The 16194-nt window shown below is 67.2% G+C and carries 18 protein-coding genes and 2 pseudogenes; 11 read left to right on the top strand and 9 right to left on the bottom strand.

The genetic code is table 11. The annotated features are described in order from the left end of the window. Positions 1 to 218, bottom strand: a pseudogene (locus tag AB0F41_RS22075) (anti-anti-sigma factor); the annotation flags it as partial. Positions 219 to 292: 74 nt separating this feature from the next. Continuing rightward, positions 293 to 952, bottom strand: coding sequence for a mycofactocin system transcriptional regulator (mftR, locus tag AB0F41_RS22070; protein WP_357426637.1), 660 nt, complete (start codon positions 950 to 952; stop codon positions 293 to 295). Between the two features lie 67 nt (positions 953 to 1019). Here mftR and mftE point away from each other — a divergent pair, with 67 nt between their 5' ends. Both mftE and mftD read left to right on the top strand, forming a co-directional pair. After that, positions 1020 to 1718 (top strand): mycofactocin biosynthesis peptidyl-dipeptidase MftE, encoded by a 699-nt coding sequence (gene mftE, locus AB0F41_RS22065; RefSeq protein WP_357426642.1) that lies wholly within the window; start codon positions 1020 to 1022, stop codon positions 1716 to 1718. Continuing rightward, positions 1715 to 2932, top strand: coding sequence for a pre-mycofactocin synthase MftD (gene mftD, locus AB0F41_RS22060; protein ID WP_357426635.1), 1218 nt, complete (start codon positions 1715 to 1717; stop codon positions 2930 to 2932). Before mftE ends, mftD begins: the two co-directional genes overlap by 4 nt. A gap of 164 nt (positions 2933 to 3096) precedes the next feature. On the opposite strand, the gene AB0F41_RS22055 is transcribed toward mftD, so the two are convergent. Then, positions 3097 to 3951: a helix-turn-helix transcriptional regulator gene (locus AB0F41_RS22055; protein ID WP_357426633.1), complete on the bottom strand. Its 855-nt coding sequence runs from the start codon at positions 3949 to 3951 to the stop codon at positions 3097 to 3099. 138 nt (positions 3952 to 4089) lie between these two features. Between AB0F41_RS22055 and AB0F41_RS22050 the strand changes: the two genes are divergently transcribed. After that, complete coding sequence (locus tag AB0F41_RS22050; protein ID WP_357426631.1) at positions 4090 to 4869, top strand: NAD(P)H-dependent oxidoreductase; 780 nt, start codon at positions 4090 to 4092, stop codon at positions 4867 to 4869. A 212-nt stretch (positions 4870 to 5081) separates the two neighbouring features. Further along, complete coding sequence (locus AB0F41_RS22045) at positions 5082 to 6758, top strand: fumarate hydratase (RefSeq protein ID WP_357426629.1); 1677 nt, start codon at positions 5082 to 5084, stop codon at positions 6756 to 6758. Positions 6759 to 6789: 31 nt separating this feature from the next. Here AB0F41_RS22045 and AB0F41_RS22040 read toward each other — a convergent pair whose 3' ends face one another. Further along, positions 6790 to 7197, bottom strand: coding sequence for a MarR family transcriptional regulator (locus AB0F41_RS22040; RefSeq protein ID WP_357426627.1), 408 nt, complete (start codon positions 7195 to 7197; stop codon positions 6790 to 6792). Between the two features lie 102 nt (positions 7198 to 7299). On the opposite strand from AB0F41_RS22040, the gene AB0F41_RS22035 reads away from it, so the two are divergent. Both AB0F41_RS22035 and AB0F41_RS22030 read left to right on the top strand, forming a co-directional pair. Continuing rightward, positions 7300 to 7695, top strand: a complete 396-nt coding sequence (locus AB0F41_RS22035; protein WP_357426625.1) for a RidA family protein — start codon at positions 7300 to 7302, stop codon at positions 7693 to 7695. A gap of 32 nt (positions 7696 to 7727) precedes the next feature. After that, positions 7728 to 8816 (top strand): alkene reductase, encoded by a 1089-nt coding sequence (locus tag AB0F41_RS22030; protein ID WP_357426623.1) that lies wholly within the window; start codon positions 7728 to 7730, stop codon positions 8814 to 8816. Positions 8817 to 8887: 71 nt separating this feature from the next. On the opposite strand, the gene rph is transcribed toward AB0F41_RS22030, so the two are convergent. After that, positions 8888 to 11521, bottom strand: coding sequence for a rifamycin-inactivating phosphotransferase (gene rph, locus AB0F41_RS22025; RefSeq protein WP_357426621.1), 2634 nt, complete (start codon positions 11519 to 11521; stop codon positions 8888 to 8890). A gap of 167 nt (positions 11522 to 11688) precedes the next feature. On the opposite strand from rph, the gene AB0F41_RS22020 reads away from it, so the two are divergent. Both AB0F41_RS22020 and AB0F41_RS22015 read left to right on the top strand, forming a co-directional pair. After that, positions 11689 to 12240 carry a cysteine hydrolase gene (locus AB0F41_RS22020; protein ID WP_357426619.1) on the top strand — a complete coding sequence of 184 codons (552 nt, stop codon included), beginning with the start codon at positions 11689 to 11691 and terminating at the stop codon, positions 12238 to 12240. A 75-nt stretch (positions 12241 to 12315) separates the two neighbouring features. Then, positions 12316 to 12846, top strand: a complete 531-nt coding sequence (locus AB0F41_RS22015) for a hypothetical protein (RefSeq protein WP_357426644.1) — start codon at positions 12316 to 12318, stop codon at positions 12844 to 12846. A 39-nt stretch (positions 12847 to 12885) separates the two neighbouring features. On the opposite strand, the pseudogene AB0F41_RS22010 reads toward AB0F41_RS22015, so the two are convergent. From AB0F41_RS22010 to AB0F41_RS22000, 3 genes and pseudogenes are all read right to left on the bottom strand, one after another. Beyond that, positions 12886 to 12996: pseudogene (locus tag AB0F41_RS22010) on the bottom strand (IS982 family transposase); the annotation flags it as partial. Positions 12997 to 13103: 107 nt separating this feature from the next. Continuing rightward, positions 13104 to 13793, bottom strand: coding sequence for an ATP-binding cassette domain-containing protein (locus AB0F41_RS22005; RefSeq protein WP_357426617.1), 690 nt, complete (start codon positions 13791 to 13793; stop codon positions 13104 to 13106). A gap of 197 nt (positions 13794 to 13990) precedes the next feature. Beyond that, the gene (locus AB0F41_RS22000; RefSeq protein ID WP_357426615.1) at positions 13991 to 14431 is read right to left on the bottom strand and encodes a DoxX family protein; all 441 of its coding nucleotides are present in this window, start codon (positions 14429 to 14431) and stop codon (positions 13991 to 13993) included. A gap of 227 nt (positions 14432 to 14658) precedes the next feature. On the opposite strand from AB0F41_RS22000, the gene AB0F41_RS21995 reads away from it, so the two are divergent. The 3 genes from AB0F41_RS21995 to AB0F41_RS21985 all read left to right on the top strand — a co-directional run bounded on the left by AB0F41_RS21995 (position 14659) and on the right by AB0F41_RS21985 (position 15629). Then, positions 14659 to 14880: a hypothetical protein gene (locus AB0F41_RS21995; RefSeq protein WP_357426613.1), complete on the top strand. Its 222-nt coding sequence runs from the start codon at positions 14659 to 14661 to the stop codon at positions 14878 to 14880. Further along, the gene (locus AB0F41_RS21990) at positions 14877 to 15221 is read left to right on the top strand and encodes a hypothetical protein (RefSeq protein ID WP_357426611.1); all 345 of its coding nucleotides are present in this window, start codon (positions 14877 to 14879) and stop codon (positions 15219 to 15221) included. The genes AB0F41_RS21995 and AB0F41_RS21990 overlap by 4 nt, the downstream gene beginning before the upstream one ends. 72 nt (positions 15222 to 15293) lie before the next feature. Then, positions 15294 to 15629 (top strand): YnfA family protein, encoded by a 336-nt coding sequence (locus AB0F41_RS21985; protein ID WP_357426609.1) that lies wholly within the window; start codon positions 15294 to 15296, stop codon positions 15627 to 15629. Between the two features lie 62 nt (positions 15630 to 15691). Here AB0F41_RS21985 and AB0F41_RS21980 read toward each other — a convergent pair whose 3' ends face one another. Next, positions 15692 to 16180: a GNAT family N-acetyltransferase gene (locus AB0F41_RS21980; RefSeq protein WP_357426607.1), complete on the bottom strand. Its 489-nt coding sequence runs from the start codon at positions 16178 to 16180 to the stop codon at positions 15692 to 15694. Positions 16181 to 16194: the final 14 nt, after the last annotated feature.

Below are 16194 nucleotides of genomic sequence, written 5' to 3'. Positions count from 1 at the left end.
AGGACCTCGACGTAGTTGTCGTAGACCGATGTCGCCTCGGAGAAGACCTCTTCCGGGGTCATCGCGGTGAGCAGGCGCGCCTCGGTGATACGCCGAGCCCACTCCTCCCGGAGCGCGGTGCGGTTCTGGCGCAGATGTTCGACGAGCTGCGGGAGCAGATTGTCGACGGGGCCCGCAGCCAATGAGTCCGCCGAAAGGCCCATGGACACCTCGGACATGTAACTTGTGCCCCTTTCGACGGCGGTCCGGTACATCGTAGTTACTTCGGCGGTCGTGCCGATACCGAGCCTAGTCATACCCTCGTGCCCATGTCGTCGAAACCTGCCGGTCGAGTTTGCCGTGTGGCTGCCCGGCGATCGGCGTCCGGCGCGTCGAATCCCCGCTCGAGCCCGGCCAGGGCGTGATCGAGGTACACGGTGAGATCCGCGTCCGCTCGCGCCAGCCAGGCGTCGAACGCCGCCCGGGCCGCCGCGAGGGTGGTCCGGCCCACCGCCATCGGGATGAGCGCGTCCGTGGGTTCGCCCAGCCGGGTCGCGGCGAACTCACCCACTGCCCGCTCCCAGGCGTCGTAGTGGGCCCCGGCCGTGGCGGCCAGCGCCGGAACGGAGGCGACCAGCTTCATCCGGATCCGCAGCTCGGGTACGTCCTCGGCGCGATACCGGTTGGCGTTCACCACGACCCGCCGTACCGCCGCCATCATCGGCTCGGCGTCGGGCACCGTCGCGAAGGCCGCCCGCAGTGCCGTGACCTCGTCGTCGAACGAGTACCACAGCACCTCGGCCTTACCGGGGAAATACCGGAAGAACGTCCGCCCGCTGATTCCCGCCGCGGCGGCGATCTGCTCGACGGTCGTCTCGTCGAACCCCTGCTCGCTGAACAACCGCATGGCGATGAGTTCGAGCTCCCGTTTGGTGGTGCCGCGTGGACGCCCCCGGGAATGCTGTGCAGTCACGGGGGGATTATCCGTCATCGCAACCACACTTGATTATGTCAGTCACTGACGTTAATGTCGGCGCATGATGGTGGCGGACCTCACATGGCCGGAAGTGGATGCCCTCCGGGGCGCCGGACCGGTGCTGGCGGTGCCGGTCGGCTCGACCGAGCAGCACGGCCCGCAACTGCCGTTGTCGACCGATACCGATCTGGCCGTCGCCCTGGCCACCGGCCTCGCCGCCCGCTGCCCCGAGGTGCTGGTCGCTCCGGCCGTGGCCTACGGCGCCAGCGGGGAGCACAGCGGATTCCCCGGAACCCTGTCGATCGGCCAGGAGGCGCTCGAATTCCTGATCGTCGAACTGTGCCGCTCCGCGACCGATACCTTCGATCGCATCGTCCTGGTCAACGGACACGGCGGCAATGTGGAGGCACTGCGGCGCGCCGTCGACCGGCTGCGCGGGGAATCGCGCGATATCCGTCTCTATCTGCCGCGGTACCGCGGTGACGCCCACGCGGGCCGCACCGAAACCTCCCTGCAGCTCGGGCTCGCGCCGGATCGGGTGCGCACCGGCCGTATCCGGCGCGGCGATACCCGGCCGCTGGCCGAGATCCTGCCCGAACTACGCGCCGGTGGTGTCAGGGCGGTGAGTGCCAACGGGGTCCTCGGTGATCCCACCGGCGCGTCCGCCGAGGAAGGCGCCCGGCTGCTCACCGAACTCATCTCTCAATTGTCCGAACAGGTCCGGCAATGGTGGCCGGAACCAGTGGAAAGGATCCGACCATGAACCCGTGGTTCGAAACCGTGGCCGAAGCGCATCGGCGCGCCAAGAAACGCCTGCCGAAATCGGTGTACGGCGCGTTGGTCGCCGGCTCCGAACGCGGTCAGACCATCGACGACAACCAGGCGGCCTTCGCCGAACTCGGTTTCGCGCCGCACGCGGCCGGCCCGATCGGCGAACGCGACCAGTCGACCAGCGTGATGGGTCAGCAGATCTCGATGCCGGTGATCATCTCGCCCACCGGTGTCCAGGCCGTCCATCCCGACGGTGAGGTCGCCGTCGCTCGTGCCGCGGCCGCCCGCGGTACCGCGATGGGGCTGTCCTCGTTCGCGAGTAAACCCGTCGAAGAAGTGGTCGCCGCCAATCCGTCGACCTTCTTCCAGCTCTACTGGTGCGGCAGCAAGGACGATATCGCCGGGCGGATGGCGCGGGCGAAGGCCGCGGGCGCGGTCGGGCTCATCCTCACGCTCGACTGGTCGTTCTCGCACGGCCGCGACTGGGGCAGCCCGGTGATCCCGGAAAAACTGGATCTGAAGACGATGGCGGGTTTCGCGCCGCAGGTGATCACCAAACCGCGCTGGCTCACCACCTATCTGAAGTCGGGATCGCTGCCCGACCTCACCGCCCCCAATATGGCCCTGGGTGACGCTCCCGCGCCCGGTTTCTTCGGTGCCTACGGCGAATGGATGGGCACGACGGCGCCGGATTGGGCCGATGTCGCCTGGGTGTGCGAGCAGTGGGACGGCCCGGTGATGCTCAAGGGCGTGATGCGGGTGGACGACGCGCGCCGTGCCGTGGACGCCGGGGTCGCCGCCATTTCCGTGTCCAATCACGGCGGTAACAACCTCGACGGCACCCCGGCTTCCATTCGCGCCCTCCCGGTGGTCGCGGACGCGGTGGGCCACGAGATCGAAATCCTGCTCGACGGCGGTATCCGCCGCGGCAGTGATGTGGTCAAGGCGGTGGCACTCGGTGCGCGGGCGGTCATGATCGGTCGCGCCTACCTGTGGGGTCTCGCGGCCAACGGGCAGGCCGGTGTGGAGAACGTGCTGGACATCCTGCGCGGCGGTATCGATTCCGCGCTGCTGGGGCTGCGCAAGACCAGCGTCACCGATCTGGACCGCTCCGATATCGTCGTCCCGGAGGGCTTCGAACGGCGGCTGGGCATCGGCACAGCGGGGGAGCTGCGCGTTCCGGAATCGGCTACCGAAGCGGTATGACCCGGTCGGCGTAGCGCGCCGTGCAGTCACGTGACCGGCCGCCCCGGCCGGTCACGTGAAGCCGCACCCGGCCACGGGCGGACCATCCTCGAGTGACTCGGTCGAGCACGCACGGCTCGGCCGCCACGTAGACCCGCCGCGGTCGGCCCCGTCGAGGTGCTCGATCAGCTTGCGGGGTGCGGGTGCTCGAACATCCCGGGTTCGCCTTCCCCGACGTCCGCACCCAAGCTCGCGAGCAGGCGCAGTCCGTCCTCGGCGGGGCTGCCGGGGGCCGCGGACAGCACCAGCAGCTCCATACCTGATCCATCCGGTAGTGCGAAGTTCTCCTGGTGTAGTTCCAGCAGCCCGACCAGTGGGTGCTGGAAGGCCTTGCGGCCGTGTGTGCGGGCGCGCACGTCCGCGCGGGCCCAGAGGCGGCGGAAACGTTCGCTTCCCATCGCCAGCTCGCCGATGAGCGAGGCGAGGCGGGGGTCCTCCGAGTATTTGCCGGCGGCCAGGCGCAGGTGCCCGACCACGTCGAGGGTGCACTGTTCCCAGTCTGCGTAGAGGCCGCGCTCGGTTTCCTCCAGGAAGATATGACGTGCGGTGTTCAGCCCCGGTGCCGACCGGCCGTAGAGGAGCCCGGCGAGGCGGTTCCCGGCGAGCACATCGAGGCGGTGGTCCATGATCAGGGCGGGCGCGTCGGTGACCAGGTCGAGGACACGCAGTAACTCCGGCCGGATCCGTCCGCCCGGTGCTTTCGCGCGGCGGCGGCGCCGGCGGGCGAGCCGGTGCAGGTGCCCGCGTTCGGTCTCGTCGAGACCGAGGATGCGGGCGAGCGCGTCGAGGACCTGCTCGGAGGGTTGGGTCGCGCGGCCCTGTTCCAGACGCACGTAGTAATCGACGCTGACTCCGGACAGGTGTGCCACCTCTTCACGGCGCAACCCTTCCACCCGGCGGCGTCGGTCGACGGCGATGCCGACGACCGCCGGGTCGACCCGGGAACGCCGGGTCCGCAGGAAGCTCGCGAGATCGTCCATGCCTCAGTATGGCCTCGGGTGGCGCCCGGGAAGGTGGTCCTGCTGTTACCAGGAAGTCCTGTCCGATGGAAGCGGCGCCCCTGAACACCGGGCCGCGTGGCGCCCAGGATCGAAGGCATCCGATCCGAAGGAGTTCCCATGAAAACGCTGATCGTCTACGCCCATCCGGAGCCGAAGTCGCTCAACAGCTCGCTGAAGGACCTCGCGGTGTCCACCTTGGAGACCGCGGGCCACGAGGTGCGGGTGAGCGATCTGTACGCGATGAACTGGAAGGCGGTCGTGGACGCCGCGGATTACGGTCCCGACGCCTCGGATCCGCTGCGGGTCGCCCTGGACTCGGGCCGGGCCTTCGACGCCGGGACGCTCACCCCGGATGTGCTCGCCGAACAGGAGAAGCTGCTGTGGGCGGATACGATCATCTTCCAGTTCCCGCTGTGGTGGTACACGATGCCCGCGATCCTCAAAGGCTGGGTGGATCGCGTTTTCACCTACCACTTCGCCTACGGCGTCGGCGAGCACAGTGACACCAGGTACGGCGAACGTTTCGGCGAAGGCACTCTGGCGGGCAGGAAGGCGCTGCTGTCGGTGACGGCCGGCGGCCCGGCATCGCATTACGCGGCCCGCGGGATCAACGGCCCCATCGACGATCTGCTGTTCCCGATCCACCACGGCATCCTCTACTACCCGGGTATCGAGGTGCTGCCGCCGTTCGTGCTGTACGGCACCGACCGAATGACGGCCGAGAGCTACCCGGAGGTCGCCGCGACCTGGGAACAGCGCCTGCTCACCCTGGAGTCGACCGAGCCGATCGCCTTCCGGCGGCAAAACTTCGGTGACTATGAGATCCCCTCGCTGCATCTGAAAGAAGGACTGGAGTCCCCGGGCCGCACGAGCTTCGGGCTGCATGTGCACGGGTGACGGCCGGCCATGGATGGGAAGGCGTGGCGTGAACCCCCGGTGAAGCACGCGGGGAACGGCTGCTCCGTCCGGGGTAGGATTTAGGATTGCCTAACTCCAGGTGGTGCGAGGGTCGGCCGCTAGGCTCGCTGTGCTCGACCCCCGGCGCAGTGGCCGTCACCCGCGGCTGCGCCCTGTTAGACCAGCAGCCCACTTCCAAAGGAGTGCGATCGGTGACCGCGCCCGAGTTCCGCTATTCAGACCTGCTCCCGATCGGCGCCGACGACACCCCGTACCGGCTGCTCACCACCGAGGGCGTCAGTACCTTCGAGTCCGGCGGCCGTACCTTCCTCCAGGTCGACCCCGAGGTCCTGCGGATGCTGACGGCCGAGGCGATGCACGACATCAGCCACTATCTGCGGCCCGCGCACCTGTCCCAGCTGCGCCGGATCATCGACGACCCCGAGGCCAGCGGCAACGACCGGTTCGTCGCACTGGATCTGCTGAAGAACGTGAACATCTCCGCGGGCGGCATCCTGCCGATGTGCCAGGACACCGGCACCGCCATCGTGATGGGTAAGAAATCCGAGGGTGTGCTCACCGGCGTCGACGACGCCGAATGGATCAGCCGCGGCGTTTTCGACGCCTACACAAAACTGAATCTGCGCTACTCGCAGCTCGCGCCCCTCACCATGTGGGACGAGAAGAACACCGGATCCAACCTGCCCGCGCAGGTGGAGCTCTACTCCGCGCCCGGCGATCCCGCGAAGCCGTCCTACAAGTTCCTGTACATGGCCAAGGGTGGTGGTTCGGCCAACAAATCCTTCCTGTACCAGGAGACCAAGGCGGTCCTGAACCCCAACCGGATGCTCGAGTTCCTGGACGAGAAGATCCGTTCGCTGGGCACCGCGGCCTGCCCGCCCTACCACCTCGCCGTGGTCATCGGCGGCACCAGCGCCGAGTTCGCGTTGAAGACCGCGAAGTACGCGTCCGCGCACTATCTGGACAACCTGCCCACCGAGGGTTCGATGGCCGGGCACGCCTTCCGCGATCTCGAACTCGAACAGGAAGTATTCGCACTGACCCAGTCCTTCGGGATCGGTGCACAGTTCGGCGGTAAGTACTTCTGCCACGATGTCCGCGTGGTGCGGTTGCCCCGCCACGGTGCCAGTTGCCCGGTGGCGCTCGCGGTCTCGTGCTCCGCCGATAGGCAGGCGCTGGCCAAGATCACCCCCGAGGGCGTGTTCCTGGAGCAGCTCGAGCGCGAACCCGCGCAGTACCTGCCCGAGCAGACCGATGCGATACTCGGCGGTGATGTGGTGCAGGTGGACCTGAACCGCCCGATGGACGAGATCCGCGCCGAACTGTCGAAATACCCGGTGAAGACCCGGCTGTCGCTGTCGGGCCCGCTGGTGGTGGCCCGTGATATCGCGCACGCCAAGATCAAGGAGCGCCTCGACGCGGGCGAGGAGATGCCGCAGTACCTGCGCGATATGGCCGTCTACTACGCCGGTCCGGCGAAAACCCCCGACGGCTACGCCTCCGGTTCCTTCGGCCCCACCACCGCGGGCCGGATGGACTCCTATGTAGACCAGTTCCAGGCGGCCGGCGGATCGCACGTGATGCTCGCCAAGGGCAACCGCTCCGCCCAGGTGACCAAGGCGTGCAAGGAGCACGGCGGGTTCTACCTCGGTTCGATCGGCGGGCCGGCGGCCCGGCTCGCGCTGGACTGCATCAAATCGGTCGAGGTCCTCGAATACCCGGAACTGGGTATGGAGGCGGTCTGGAAGATCGAGGTCGAGGAGTTCCCGGCGTTCATCGTGGTGGACGACAAGGGCAACGATTTCTTCGCCGAAACTCAGAAGCCGATCGCGCTGCGGGTGCGGACGCGGTCCAAAGAGCGCGTCTGAGCGAGAAGGTGGCTTCGGCCTGCTCGCCGGGTCACACCCGGAGCCGGGCGGCGAATTCGCTCACCCTGGCGTCGGCGGCGGCTTCGTCCAGGGCTTCGGCCAGAACGTCCCGGTAGGTGGGCTCCGCCTCCCGCTGCAGGGCGCGGCCTTCTTCGGTGATCACGGTATATACGCCTCGCCGGTCCTTGGGGCAATGATCGCGACGGCTGAGGCCTCCTGATTCCAGGCGGGCGACCAGGCGGCTGACCGAACTCTGGTTGAGGCCGATGAGTTCGGCCAGTTCCTGCATCCGCAGCTCCCCGTCCTCGGCGTGCGCGAGCCGTCGCAGGGCCTGATACTCCGACAGGCCGATGCTGTGGCGTCGCTGCATCTCCTTGGCCAGCCGCTGGGTCACCATGCCGTGCAGGGTCACCATCTGGTCCCAGATCGCCGCTTCCATGATTCCTGCCTTCCTGTCTTGACATCAGAGTACATGCAGTGACAACATCTGCATGTACCTACATTAATTGCATGTACATGCAATATTCGAAGGGGTTTACCGATGACCGTGCAGCGCATCAAGAAGATCTCCACCACGCCCGACTGGTACGCGCCATACAAGATCTCACAGGCCATCGAGGCCGGCGGTTTGCTCCATGTGTCCGGGCAGGCAGGTATCGACGAGCGAGGAAATACTGTTTCCGACGACTTTCTGACCCAGGGCCGGCAGGCGTTCGCCAATATCGAGCGAGTTCTGGCGCAGGCCGGGGCAGGCATGGGCGACGTGGTGAAAGTCGGCATCTTCGTCACCGATATGGCCGCCAATCTGGACCAGGTCATTCAGCTGCGCGAGGAGTTCCTCAGCGAGCCCTACCCGGCCGACACCTTGCTCGAAGTGTCGTCGCTGGCTCGGCCGGACTGGCAGATCGAAGTAGAAGTCACCGCCCTCGCTCGCTGACCCGCGATCCCTCTCTCCGGCAAGGAAATCTCATGTCCGACAGTTCTTTGTTCCGTCCATACCGGCGCGGCGTGCTCGACCTGCCGAACCGCATCGCGATGGCCCCGATGACCCGAGGGCGCGCGGACGACGCCACGGGCGTCCCGAATCCACTCACCGCGGACTATTACGCACAGCGCGCCGGCGCCGGCCTGATCGTGACCGAGGGCATCTACCCCAACGTCCTGGGTAAGGGTGGCCCCGGCATCCCCGGCCTTGTCGATGAAGCGCAGGTGGCAGGCTGGCGGTCGGTAACCGACGCGGTGCACGCGGCGGGCGGGCGCATCTTCGCCCAGCTCTGGCACGTCGGCCGGATGACCCATCCGTTCACTCTGCCGGGGGGTGCGATCCCGCTGGCGCCCTCGCCCGTGCGGATCACCGGCGCACCGATCTTCACCGGCCAGGGGATGGTGGAGCATGTCACCCCGCGAGCCATGACCACAGCCGAAGCCGATGCGACGGTCGAGGATTTCGTGGCCGAGGCGCGCAATGCGATCGCGGCCGGATTCGACGGTGTGGAGGTGCACGGCGCGAACGGCTATCTCATCCAGCAGTTCCTTGCAGAGAACACCAACCGGCGGACCGACCGTTACGGCGGCTCCCGCAACGGCCGGCTCCGGCTGGCTGTGGATATCGTGACAGCCGTCGCGGCCGAAGTCGGCGCCGAACGGGTCGGCCTGCGCATCTCGCCGGACAACCCGGAAAACGAGATCGCCGAGCGCGACCCGCAGGACACCTACCGTGCTCTCCTGGACACCCTCGATCCGCTCGGCCTCGCCTACCTCCACGTGATCGAACGCGGTGACTACGCCGCGCTTGCCGACCTGCGCCCACGCTGGTCGAGCACACTCATCGCGAACTTCAACGGCCCGTCTCCCACCACGCGGGACGCGGGCGAGAAGGTGCTGGATACCGGGCTGGCCGATATCTTCTCGTTCGGACGGCACTTCATCGCCAACCCTGACCTGCCCGCCCGATTCGCCGCCGGAGCCCCGCTCAACGAATATGCACGCGATCGCGTCTACGGCGGCGGCGCCGAAGGCTATACCGACTACCCGGCGTTACACACCGAGCAGGTATGAGCCATTGCCCGACCGCCTCGGAAACCCGGCGGTAGCGCTGTTGCGGCGCGGAGCCGGAGCCGGTACGTCCCTCACCGTGCTCCGGTCTCGCCCGTTCCGCCTGTCAGGATTTCGACGTACCCGTCCGTGCCGTTCACGCGGATCCGCTGACCGTCGCGGATCAGCCGGGTGGCGTGCTCCACACCGACCAGTGCGGGCAGGCCGTATTCGCGGGCGATCACCGCACCGTGGGTCATCGTCCCGCCCACCTCCGTCACCAGACCTTTGATGGCGACGAACAACGGGGTCCAGCTCGGGTCGGTGTAGGCGGTGACGAGGATGTCGTCGGCTTCGAGGTCGGCCTGCGCCATATCCGAGACGACGCGGGCCCGTCCTTCCACGATGCCCGCGGACACCGGCATTCCGGCCAGGGCCCCAGCCGGTACGTCGGTGCGCCGGTACTCGCCGGCGAAGGTCTCGCCGTCCGAGGTCAGTACCCGGGGCGGTGTGAGTGCCCGATACGCGGAGAACTCGGCTTTCCGCTCACGGATCAGCCGGTCACACGCCTCATGTGTGCGCACCAGCTGATGTAGTTCGTCGAAGGTGAGGTAGAAGATGTCCTCCGGCGCGCGTAGGACCCCGGCCGCCACGAGACGACCGGCCTCGCGCAGCAGGGCTTGTTTGTAGAGGAAGTAGCGGCTGACGATGCCGTACTTCGGGTACTCCCGGTAGCCCGAGAAGGTCCGCAGCCGGTCGATCATGCGGGCCGTCTCCTCGGCCTTCGATTCTCCGCCCGGCAGATCACGTAGGCGCGCGAGCAGCTCTTCTTTCTTCTGCCGGGCCTCCCGCAGACCCCGGTCGAAATGTCGTGCGGCCGCGCCGGGTTCGAAGCTGTTGATATTGCCGAGGATCGTCGGCACGAGCGCGGCGGGGCGTTCGCTCCAGCGCGGTCGCGTGATGTCGATCTCGCCGGCGCAGCGCATCCCGTACTTGTCGAGGAAGGAATCGATAGCCGCCCGTGCCGCGCGGCCGCCCGGTACCTCCACCAAGGCGTCGAGAAAACCCCTGTCCTCGTAGCCCGCGTCCTCGACGTGCCGCAGGAAGTCCACCACCTCCGGGAACGGCCGGATCACATCCGCGACGTCCAGCAGCGCCAGACCCATCTCCGAAGTGATGTTGTGCGGAACCGACTGTGCGAGCGTATCGGCCGCGTTCTTCTCGCCCAGCCACTCCTGCATATGCTCGTTGAGCCACCAGGCGGGCTCCATACCCGCCATGATCACCTGATAGCTGCGCGGGTCGGACATGAGCCGCTGCATCTCCGGGAAATCGGCCAGGATGAAGTCGAGCAGATCCGGTCCGGACCTGGTCTCGATATCGCGTCGCAACGTCGCGACGGAAGCTCGGTTGTCCTCGATCAGCTCGGTGACGATCGCCGGATCGGCCTCGATCGGGGCGGGCCCGGCGCCGGCCGGTGGGGTGGCGGGAGAGTCGTCCGGTACCGATCGGATGAAATCCTCACGTGCGAGGACGGTCCGTAGTGCGTCCCCGATCAGCGGATCGGATCTGCCCAGCGCGTCGACCACGGCCCGGCGACCGGCCGGTGACGCCAGACTCTCGGTGACATCCACGAACAACCGAGCGCCCGCGTGGCGCATCGGCGCCCGGCTCGTCAGCTGCCATACCGAGATCCCCAGCGGTGTGATCGGATCGGTCATCATCTGCTGGTGGCCGACGGAGACGTACACCCGGTTCGCGTCGTCGGCGGCGTCGGGAATCGGGAACAGGGTGGTGATCGGCCGGCTCTGCACAATGCGGAACCCGTCATCGGCCAGGCACCATTCGATGTCCTGCGGGCTGCCGAAATGCGCCTCGATTCGACGCCCCAACCGGGCGAGTTCCACGATCCGCGCGTCGGTCAGGGCCGGCCGTTGCTGCCGTTCGCCCTCGATCGGCTGATGATGTGTGCCGCCCGCCGGATCGGGCACGACGGCGAGCCGTTTGGCGGCGACGGTCCGGTCGGTGACGACGCCGTCGCGCACCTTGTAGACGTCGGCGTCGACCAGACCGGAAACCAGGGCCTCGCCGAGACCGAAACCGGCGTCCACGGAAACGACCTTCCGGTTGGACGTGAGGGGGTCGGCGGTGACCATGATCCCCGCCGCCTCCGGAAACACCATCCGCTGCACGACCACCCCCATCAGCACATTCCGGTGGTCGAATCCATTTCGCAGCCGGTAGGTGACGGCCCGTTCGGTGAACAGCGAACCCCAGCACCGGCCGATATCCCGGAGTACCGCCGCCGGTCCCACGACGTTCAGATAGGTGTCCTGCTGACCCGCGAACGACGCGGTCGGCAGGTCCTCGGCCGTGGCGCTGGACCGGACCGCATACGCGTCGTGTGCACCGAGCCGCGTGAGCGCACCGGTGATCTCCGCGGCCACCTCACCGGGAATGCCGGCTTCTTCGATCGCCTGCCGTATCCGCGCGCCCAGCACGCGGATCGACTCCCGATCTCCCGCGTCGAGATATGACAACCGTTCGAGCGAATCCTCGATCGCGGGTACGCCCGCCATGACCCGGCGGAAAGCGTCCGTCGTCACGCAGAAGCCGTCCGGCACCCGGATACCGTCCATTCGTGACAGTTCGCCGAGGTTCGCGCCCTTGCCGCCGACGACCGTCACCCGGTTCCGGTCGATCTCCTGGAAGCCCAGCACGTAGCCCATCCCGACACTTCCTCACCTGTAGGTTTCGGGTTTCGTGGGCGATTATGGACCACCGGCCGATGCCTCATGAGGACCTCGAATCGTGTATAACCTGAAAGGGGGACGGGGGATCGACAACCGATCTCTTCGGCGCCCGGAACCGGCCGGTCTCGGGCAGGATGAGCCGTATGCCGATCACCGAAATTCCCCCGGCCACCGCTCTGGTCGTCATCGATATGCAGTCGGGCACATTGCCCAATGCGCGAGCCGTCACCGCGGATCGGTTGCTCGATCGGGTCGCACTGCTGCTCGCCGGATTCCGCAAGGCCGAGCGCACCGTGGTGCACCTGATCGCGACCGGCACCCCCGATGGACGTACCACCTACGCGGATACGGGACAGAGCTGGAGCGCGGAACAGACCGTCATCCCGCCGGAAGCCGCGCCTGCCGGGAACGAACCGCTGCTGCGTCGACGGGGATGGAGCGGGTTCGCCGGCACCGATCTCGAACAGCGGCTGCGCGCCGCCGGAGTCACCACGGTCGTCGTGGCGGGCCTGGCGACGACCTTCGGTGTCGAGTCGACCGCGCGCGATGCCTACGATCTGGGCTTCGATGTGGTCGTGGCCGCCGACGCGGTATCGGATCCCGACCCTGCCGGTCAGGAGAGGTCGCTGACCCGGGTGTTCCCGGTACTGGGCCGGGTCGCCACGGCCGACGAAATCCTGGCACTGATCACCTAGACGAGTAAATCCGAAGGCCGCCGGGCTCATAGTGCGTTTGCTTGGTCAGCAGTCGGGTGTGGGATATTCGCTGGCGTGCTCACGGTGAAGATGAACGATCGGGCGGCGGTGACCTTGGGTGTGCTGTCGGGATTCGGGGTCATGGAGCCACGGGCAGGATTGGCCTCCGGTTTGCGTGAGCAGGCCGCGCGCGGAATTGCCCGCCGGGGTGAGGTGTTGACGTGGGCCGACTCGGCCGCCGATGCCGGCAACGCACCGTCGTTCTTTCCCAACTTGTCTTACTGGGAAGCTGGCGACAGTTCATTCCATCTGGAGGACTTCGTTGCGGTGGCCGTCGCGGTTGTGGACAACCAACCGCTCATCGAGGAGGACGACCAGCGGGTTCTGCTCGTGCACGGCGTCGCGTTGGCGCGGGTGATGAGCCGGCTGGTCTACGAGCTCGACTCGCCTACTGCGGTGCGCTTCATCGTCGGCGCGAACGAAACCAACGCAACGTTCCGGTTTCATCGAATCCGCAGCGGTGAGAGCTGGAACACCCCCGACCTGGACAGCTACCGACAAGACAAACTGGTCGTTATCGACGTCGAACCACCCGACGCCGCCTAAAGCGCGCAGGCGAACCGAGTGTTCGACCAGCCCGAGCGTGGCCCGCTGGCGCTTGTTGTAGCCGGACTGCTGCGGCAGGTAGGGGAACATGCCGGCCAGGTGCTTGCGCGCGTACCGCGGCCAGTGTGTCTCCGAGGTGAACCCGAGCAGCGCGACGATCGCCTGCGCGAGTTCGGCGCCGTCGAGCATCGCCGGATTCGCGCCGTCGCCGGACGGCGGCGTAGATCCCGGCCGTAACCGGCCCGGCGCCGTCGGCCTCAAAAACCTCCGAAATACATCTGTACCAGTGGGTCGTCGGAGGTCGATAGCTCCGGCAGTGTTCCGGAGGCGCGGATCTGCCCCTTTCTCATGATCACCAGGCGGTCGGCGAAACCGGTCGCGGTGAGCAGAGGGACATCGTGGGTGATGACGAGCAGGGCAGCACCCGAGTCGGCGTATTCGCGCAGCGATTTCCAGACGCCGAAGGCGTTGCCTTGATCCAAAGACGAGGTCGGGCCATCCGCGACCAGCAGGGACGGGGCGGCCAGCAGGGCAGCGGCGACGGCTGCGCGCTGGATCTGACCGGCGGAATTGTGTTGCGGAAAGAGGTCCTGGGCATCGGACGGATAGCAGGCGGCGGCGCAGGCCTGCTCGACAGTCCAGGATCGGTATTCCTGTGCCAGTTCCCGGAGTTGGACACCGACGGTGCGGTCCCGTGCGAAGGTATCGATACCATCTTGGGGTATGTAGCCGATACTGCCGTCGACCCGGACTTCGCCCGATACGCGGGCCGATTCGGGCAGGCGCCCGGTGAGGGCGTAGGCGATCATCGTCTTGCCGTCACCGGGTCCGCCCAGCAGTGCGGTGATCTGTCCCGCGGGGATGGTCAGATCCACTTCCGTGAGGACCGTTTCGCGCCAGCGGCCGGTGTCGATGTCGACGGTGAGGGAACGCAGCTCGGCTGTCATGGCTCCAGTGTCTCCGCGCGACCGGATCGGATCACCCGGGGGCGCCGATCGGGTGCACCACCGATATTCCGGGCACCATCGCGCGGGCCGGATGTCCGCCGGATCGATCGCCGCCAACCCGACGGGCGATCGATCCGGGAACACACGGTGGCGATCGGTGGGTGAGCCCACCGATCGCCACCGTGCTTATGGGTTTGTCACCGCGAGAGCGTGGCGCGCAGATCGGTGAGGGTGGCGCGGCGCTCGTAGGCGATCCAGGCGAAGATCGCGGCGAGGGTCAGCGGGAAGATCGCCATGGCGGGTTTGTCGGCGATGAACGCCTGTGTCCCGGCGGCGAGGACGGTGAGAACCGACAGGCCCGCGGCGGCCAGGGCGCTGAGCCGGGGCACCATCAGGGCGATACCGCCGGCGACCTCGACGATGCCGATGAAGATGAGCAGCGCGAAGGGGATGGTCAGGTTCTCGGGGGCGTTCTCGGTCAGGGAGTTCGGTATCACCAGTTTCGGCCCGCCGGAGGCGATGATGAAGAACAGGCCGAGCAGGATCTGCAGGGTCCACAGGACGCGGTTACGGATTTTGCCGGGACGGTAGGTGGCGGCGTCGGCGGAGTAGCTGGCGGTGGGGTTGGCGGTGGTCATATCCGGTCCTTCGGTCGGTCGCGCCGGGTTGGTAGCGCGTTCAACCGATAAGACGGAGCACCGGCCGGGGAGTAATCGCTACCCGCGAAGATTCTCGTCACCGCTGCCGTACTCGCTCGGCACCGGATTTAGTCGAGTGCCGCTGTTCACCCGCGGAAGGTGCCTCACCGATACCGCAGGCCGCGATCGTTCGAACCGGACCAGGGAACTGCGATCGGAGGACCGCGATGAGCTTGGAATACGCGGATCGAACGGCCTTCGGCAACGTCGAACACGGGTTGATCATCACCCTGCACCCACTGCGGATCACCACCGGCGACGGCCGCGTCGCCTTCGACGTCACCGGCTACCTCGTCGGCGACTGTCCCGATACGGTGAGGCTACCTCGCTCGGGAGGGGTGCCGGGGGTGCGGCCTGTCCCCGGATACAGGCTTATCGTGGCGGTATGACGACTTCTGCTGACGGTGCCGGGTGGGTGCCGGATGCGTGCACGCTGCCCACCGTGGAGCAGCCGATTCGGGTCGCCGAGTTCGACCGGCTTTTCGCCGACTCTGCGCGCAGCGCCCGCCGGCCGTTCCCGGCCCGGCTCGAAATCGTGCTCGATCCCGCTGCCGGGCCGGGCGCTCGGGAACTGGCGGCTCGGGAGTCGAGTTGCTGTGCGTTCTTCACCTTCGACTTCGCCACCACCTCCGAGGGTTTGGTGATGGGGGTCGCAGTGCCCGGCGCGTATGTCGATGTGCTCGACGCATTCGCCGCGCGTGCGGGCACAGCGATCGGTGGCGCCCGCTGACCGCGTTCAGTGCCGGTGCGCTCGCGGCCCCGGCTGCCGGTGCCATGTGACCCTGCCTTTTAGGCTCTGCGCATGACCGTATTGCGCTCGATTCTGCTGTTCGTCCTTGCCGCGGTCGCGGAGATCGGCGGAGCGTGGCTGGTCTGGCAGGGCGTGCGCGAACACCGCGGCTGGGCCTGGATCGGCGCCGGTGTCATCGCGCTCGGCATCTACGGGTTCATCGCGACCCTGCAACCCGACGCCCATTTCGGACGTATCCTCGCCGCCTACGGCGGCGTTTTCGTCGCCGGATCACTGCTGTGGGGGATGGCTCTCGACGGGTTCCGGCCCGACCGCTGGGACGTCACCGGAGCAGTCATCTGCCTGATCGGCGTCGCGGTCATCATGTACGCACCCCGACCGGCCTGACCGCAGTCCTGTTCATCGATTGCTGCATTTCCGAATACCGCGCAGCGCGCTCGCCGGAGTGGTTACCGAGGACGAAGCTGCTTGTCCAGCTGCATCGATGAGACGCGGTATCCGTTGCGGCGGTACAACGCGATCGCCGCCTCGTTGTCTCCCACCACGTTCAGCCCAAGTCTTGTGTAGTCCTCGCCGGCCAGGAGTTCGGCGGCGGCCAGGATCGCGGACCCGTATCCGTTGCGGCGGAAGCATTCGAACACGGTGATGTCGTACAGCCACGCGGCGTCCGCTGTGCCGGTCGTGCCCTGCGGGTCGGGTCCGATCCACGCATTTCCCACCACTTCGCCGGACTCGTTCTCGGCGACGACGAGGTGATGACCGGGGGTATCACGCCCGTCGGGGAGGAAGTGGGCCGTCCCCTGCCGTGAGCGGTTCCATGCTTCTTCCTCCGGCATGAACCGGGAGAGCTCACGGGCGCCTTCGGCTTCGCGATGCCGAGTAGCCTGCTCATACTCGGTTTCCGTCATCTTCCGCAAGGTCACCCTCGGTGCTGCCATGACTACATCATCGG

The sequence above is a fragment of the Nocardia sp. NPDC024068 genome (genome assembly GCF_040638875.1).
Taxonomy (GTDB): Bacteria; Actinomycetota; Actinomycetes; order Mycobacteriales; family Mycobacteriaceae; genus Nocardia.
This window is presented reverse-complemented; position numbering and strand designations above follow the sequence as displayed.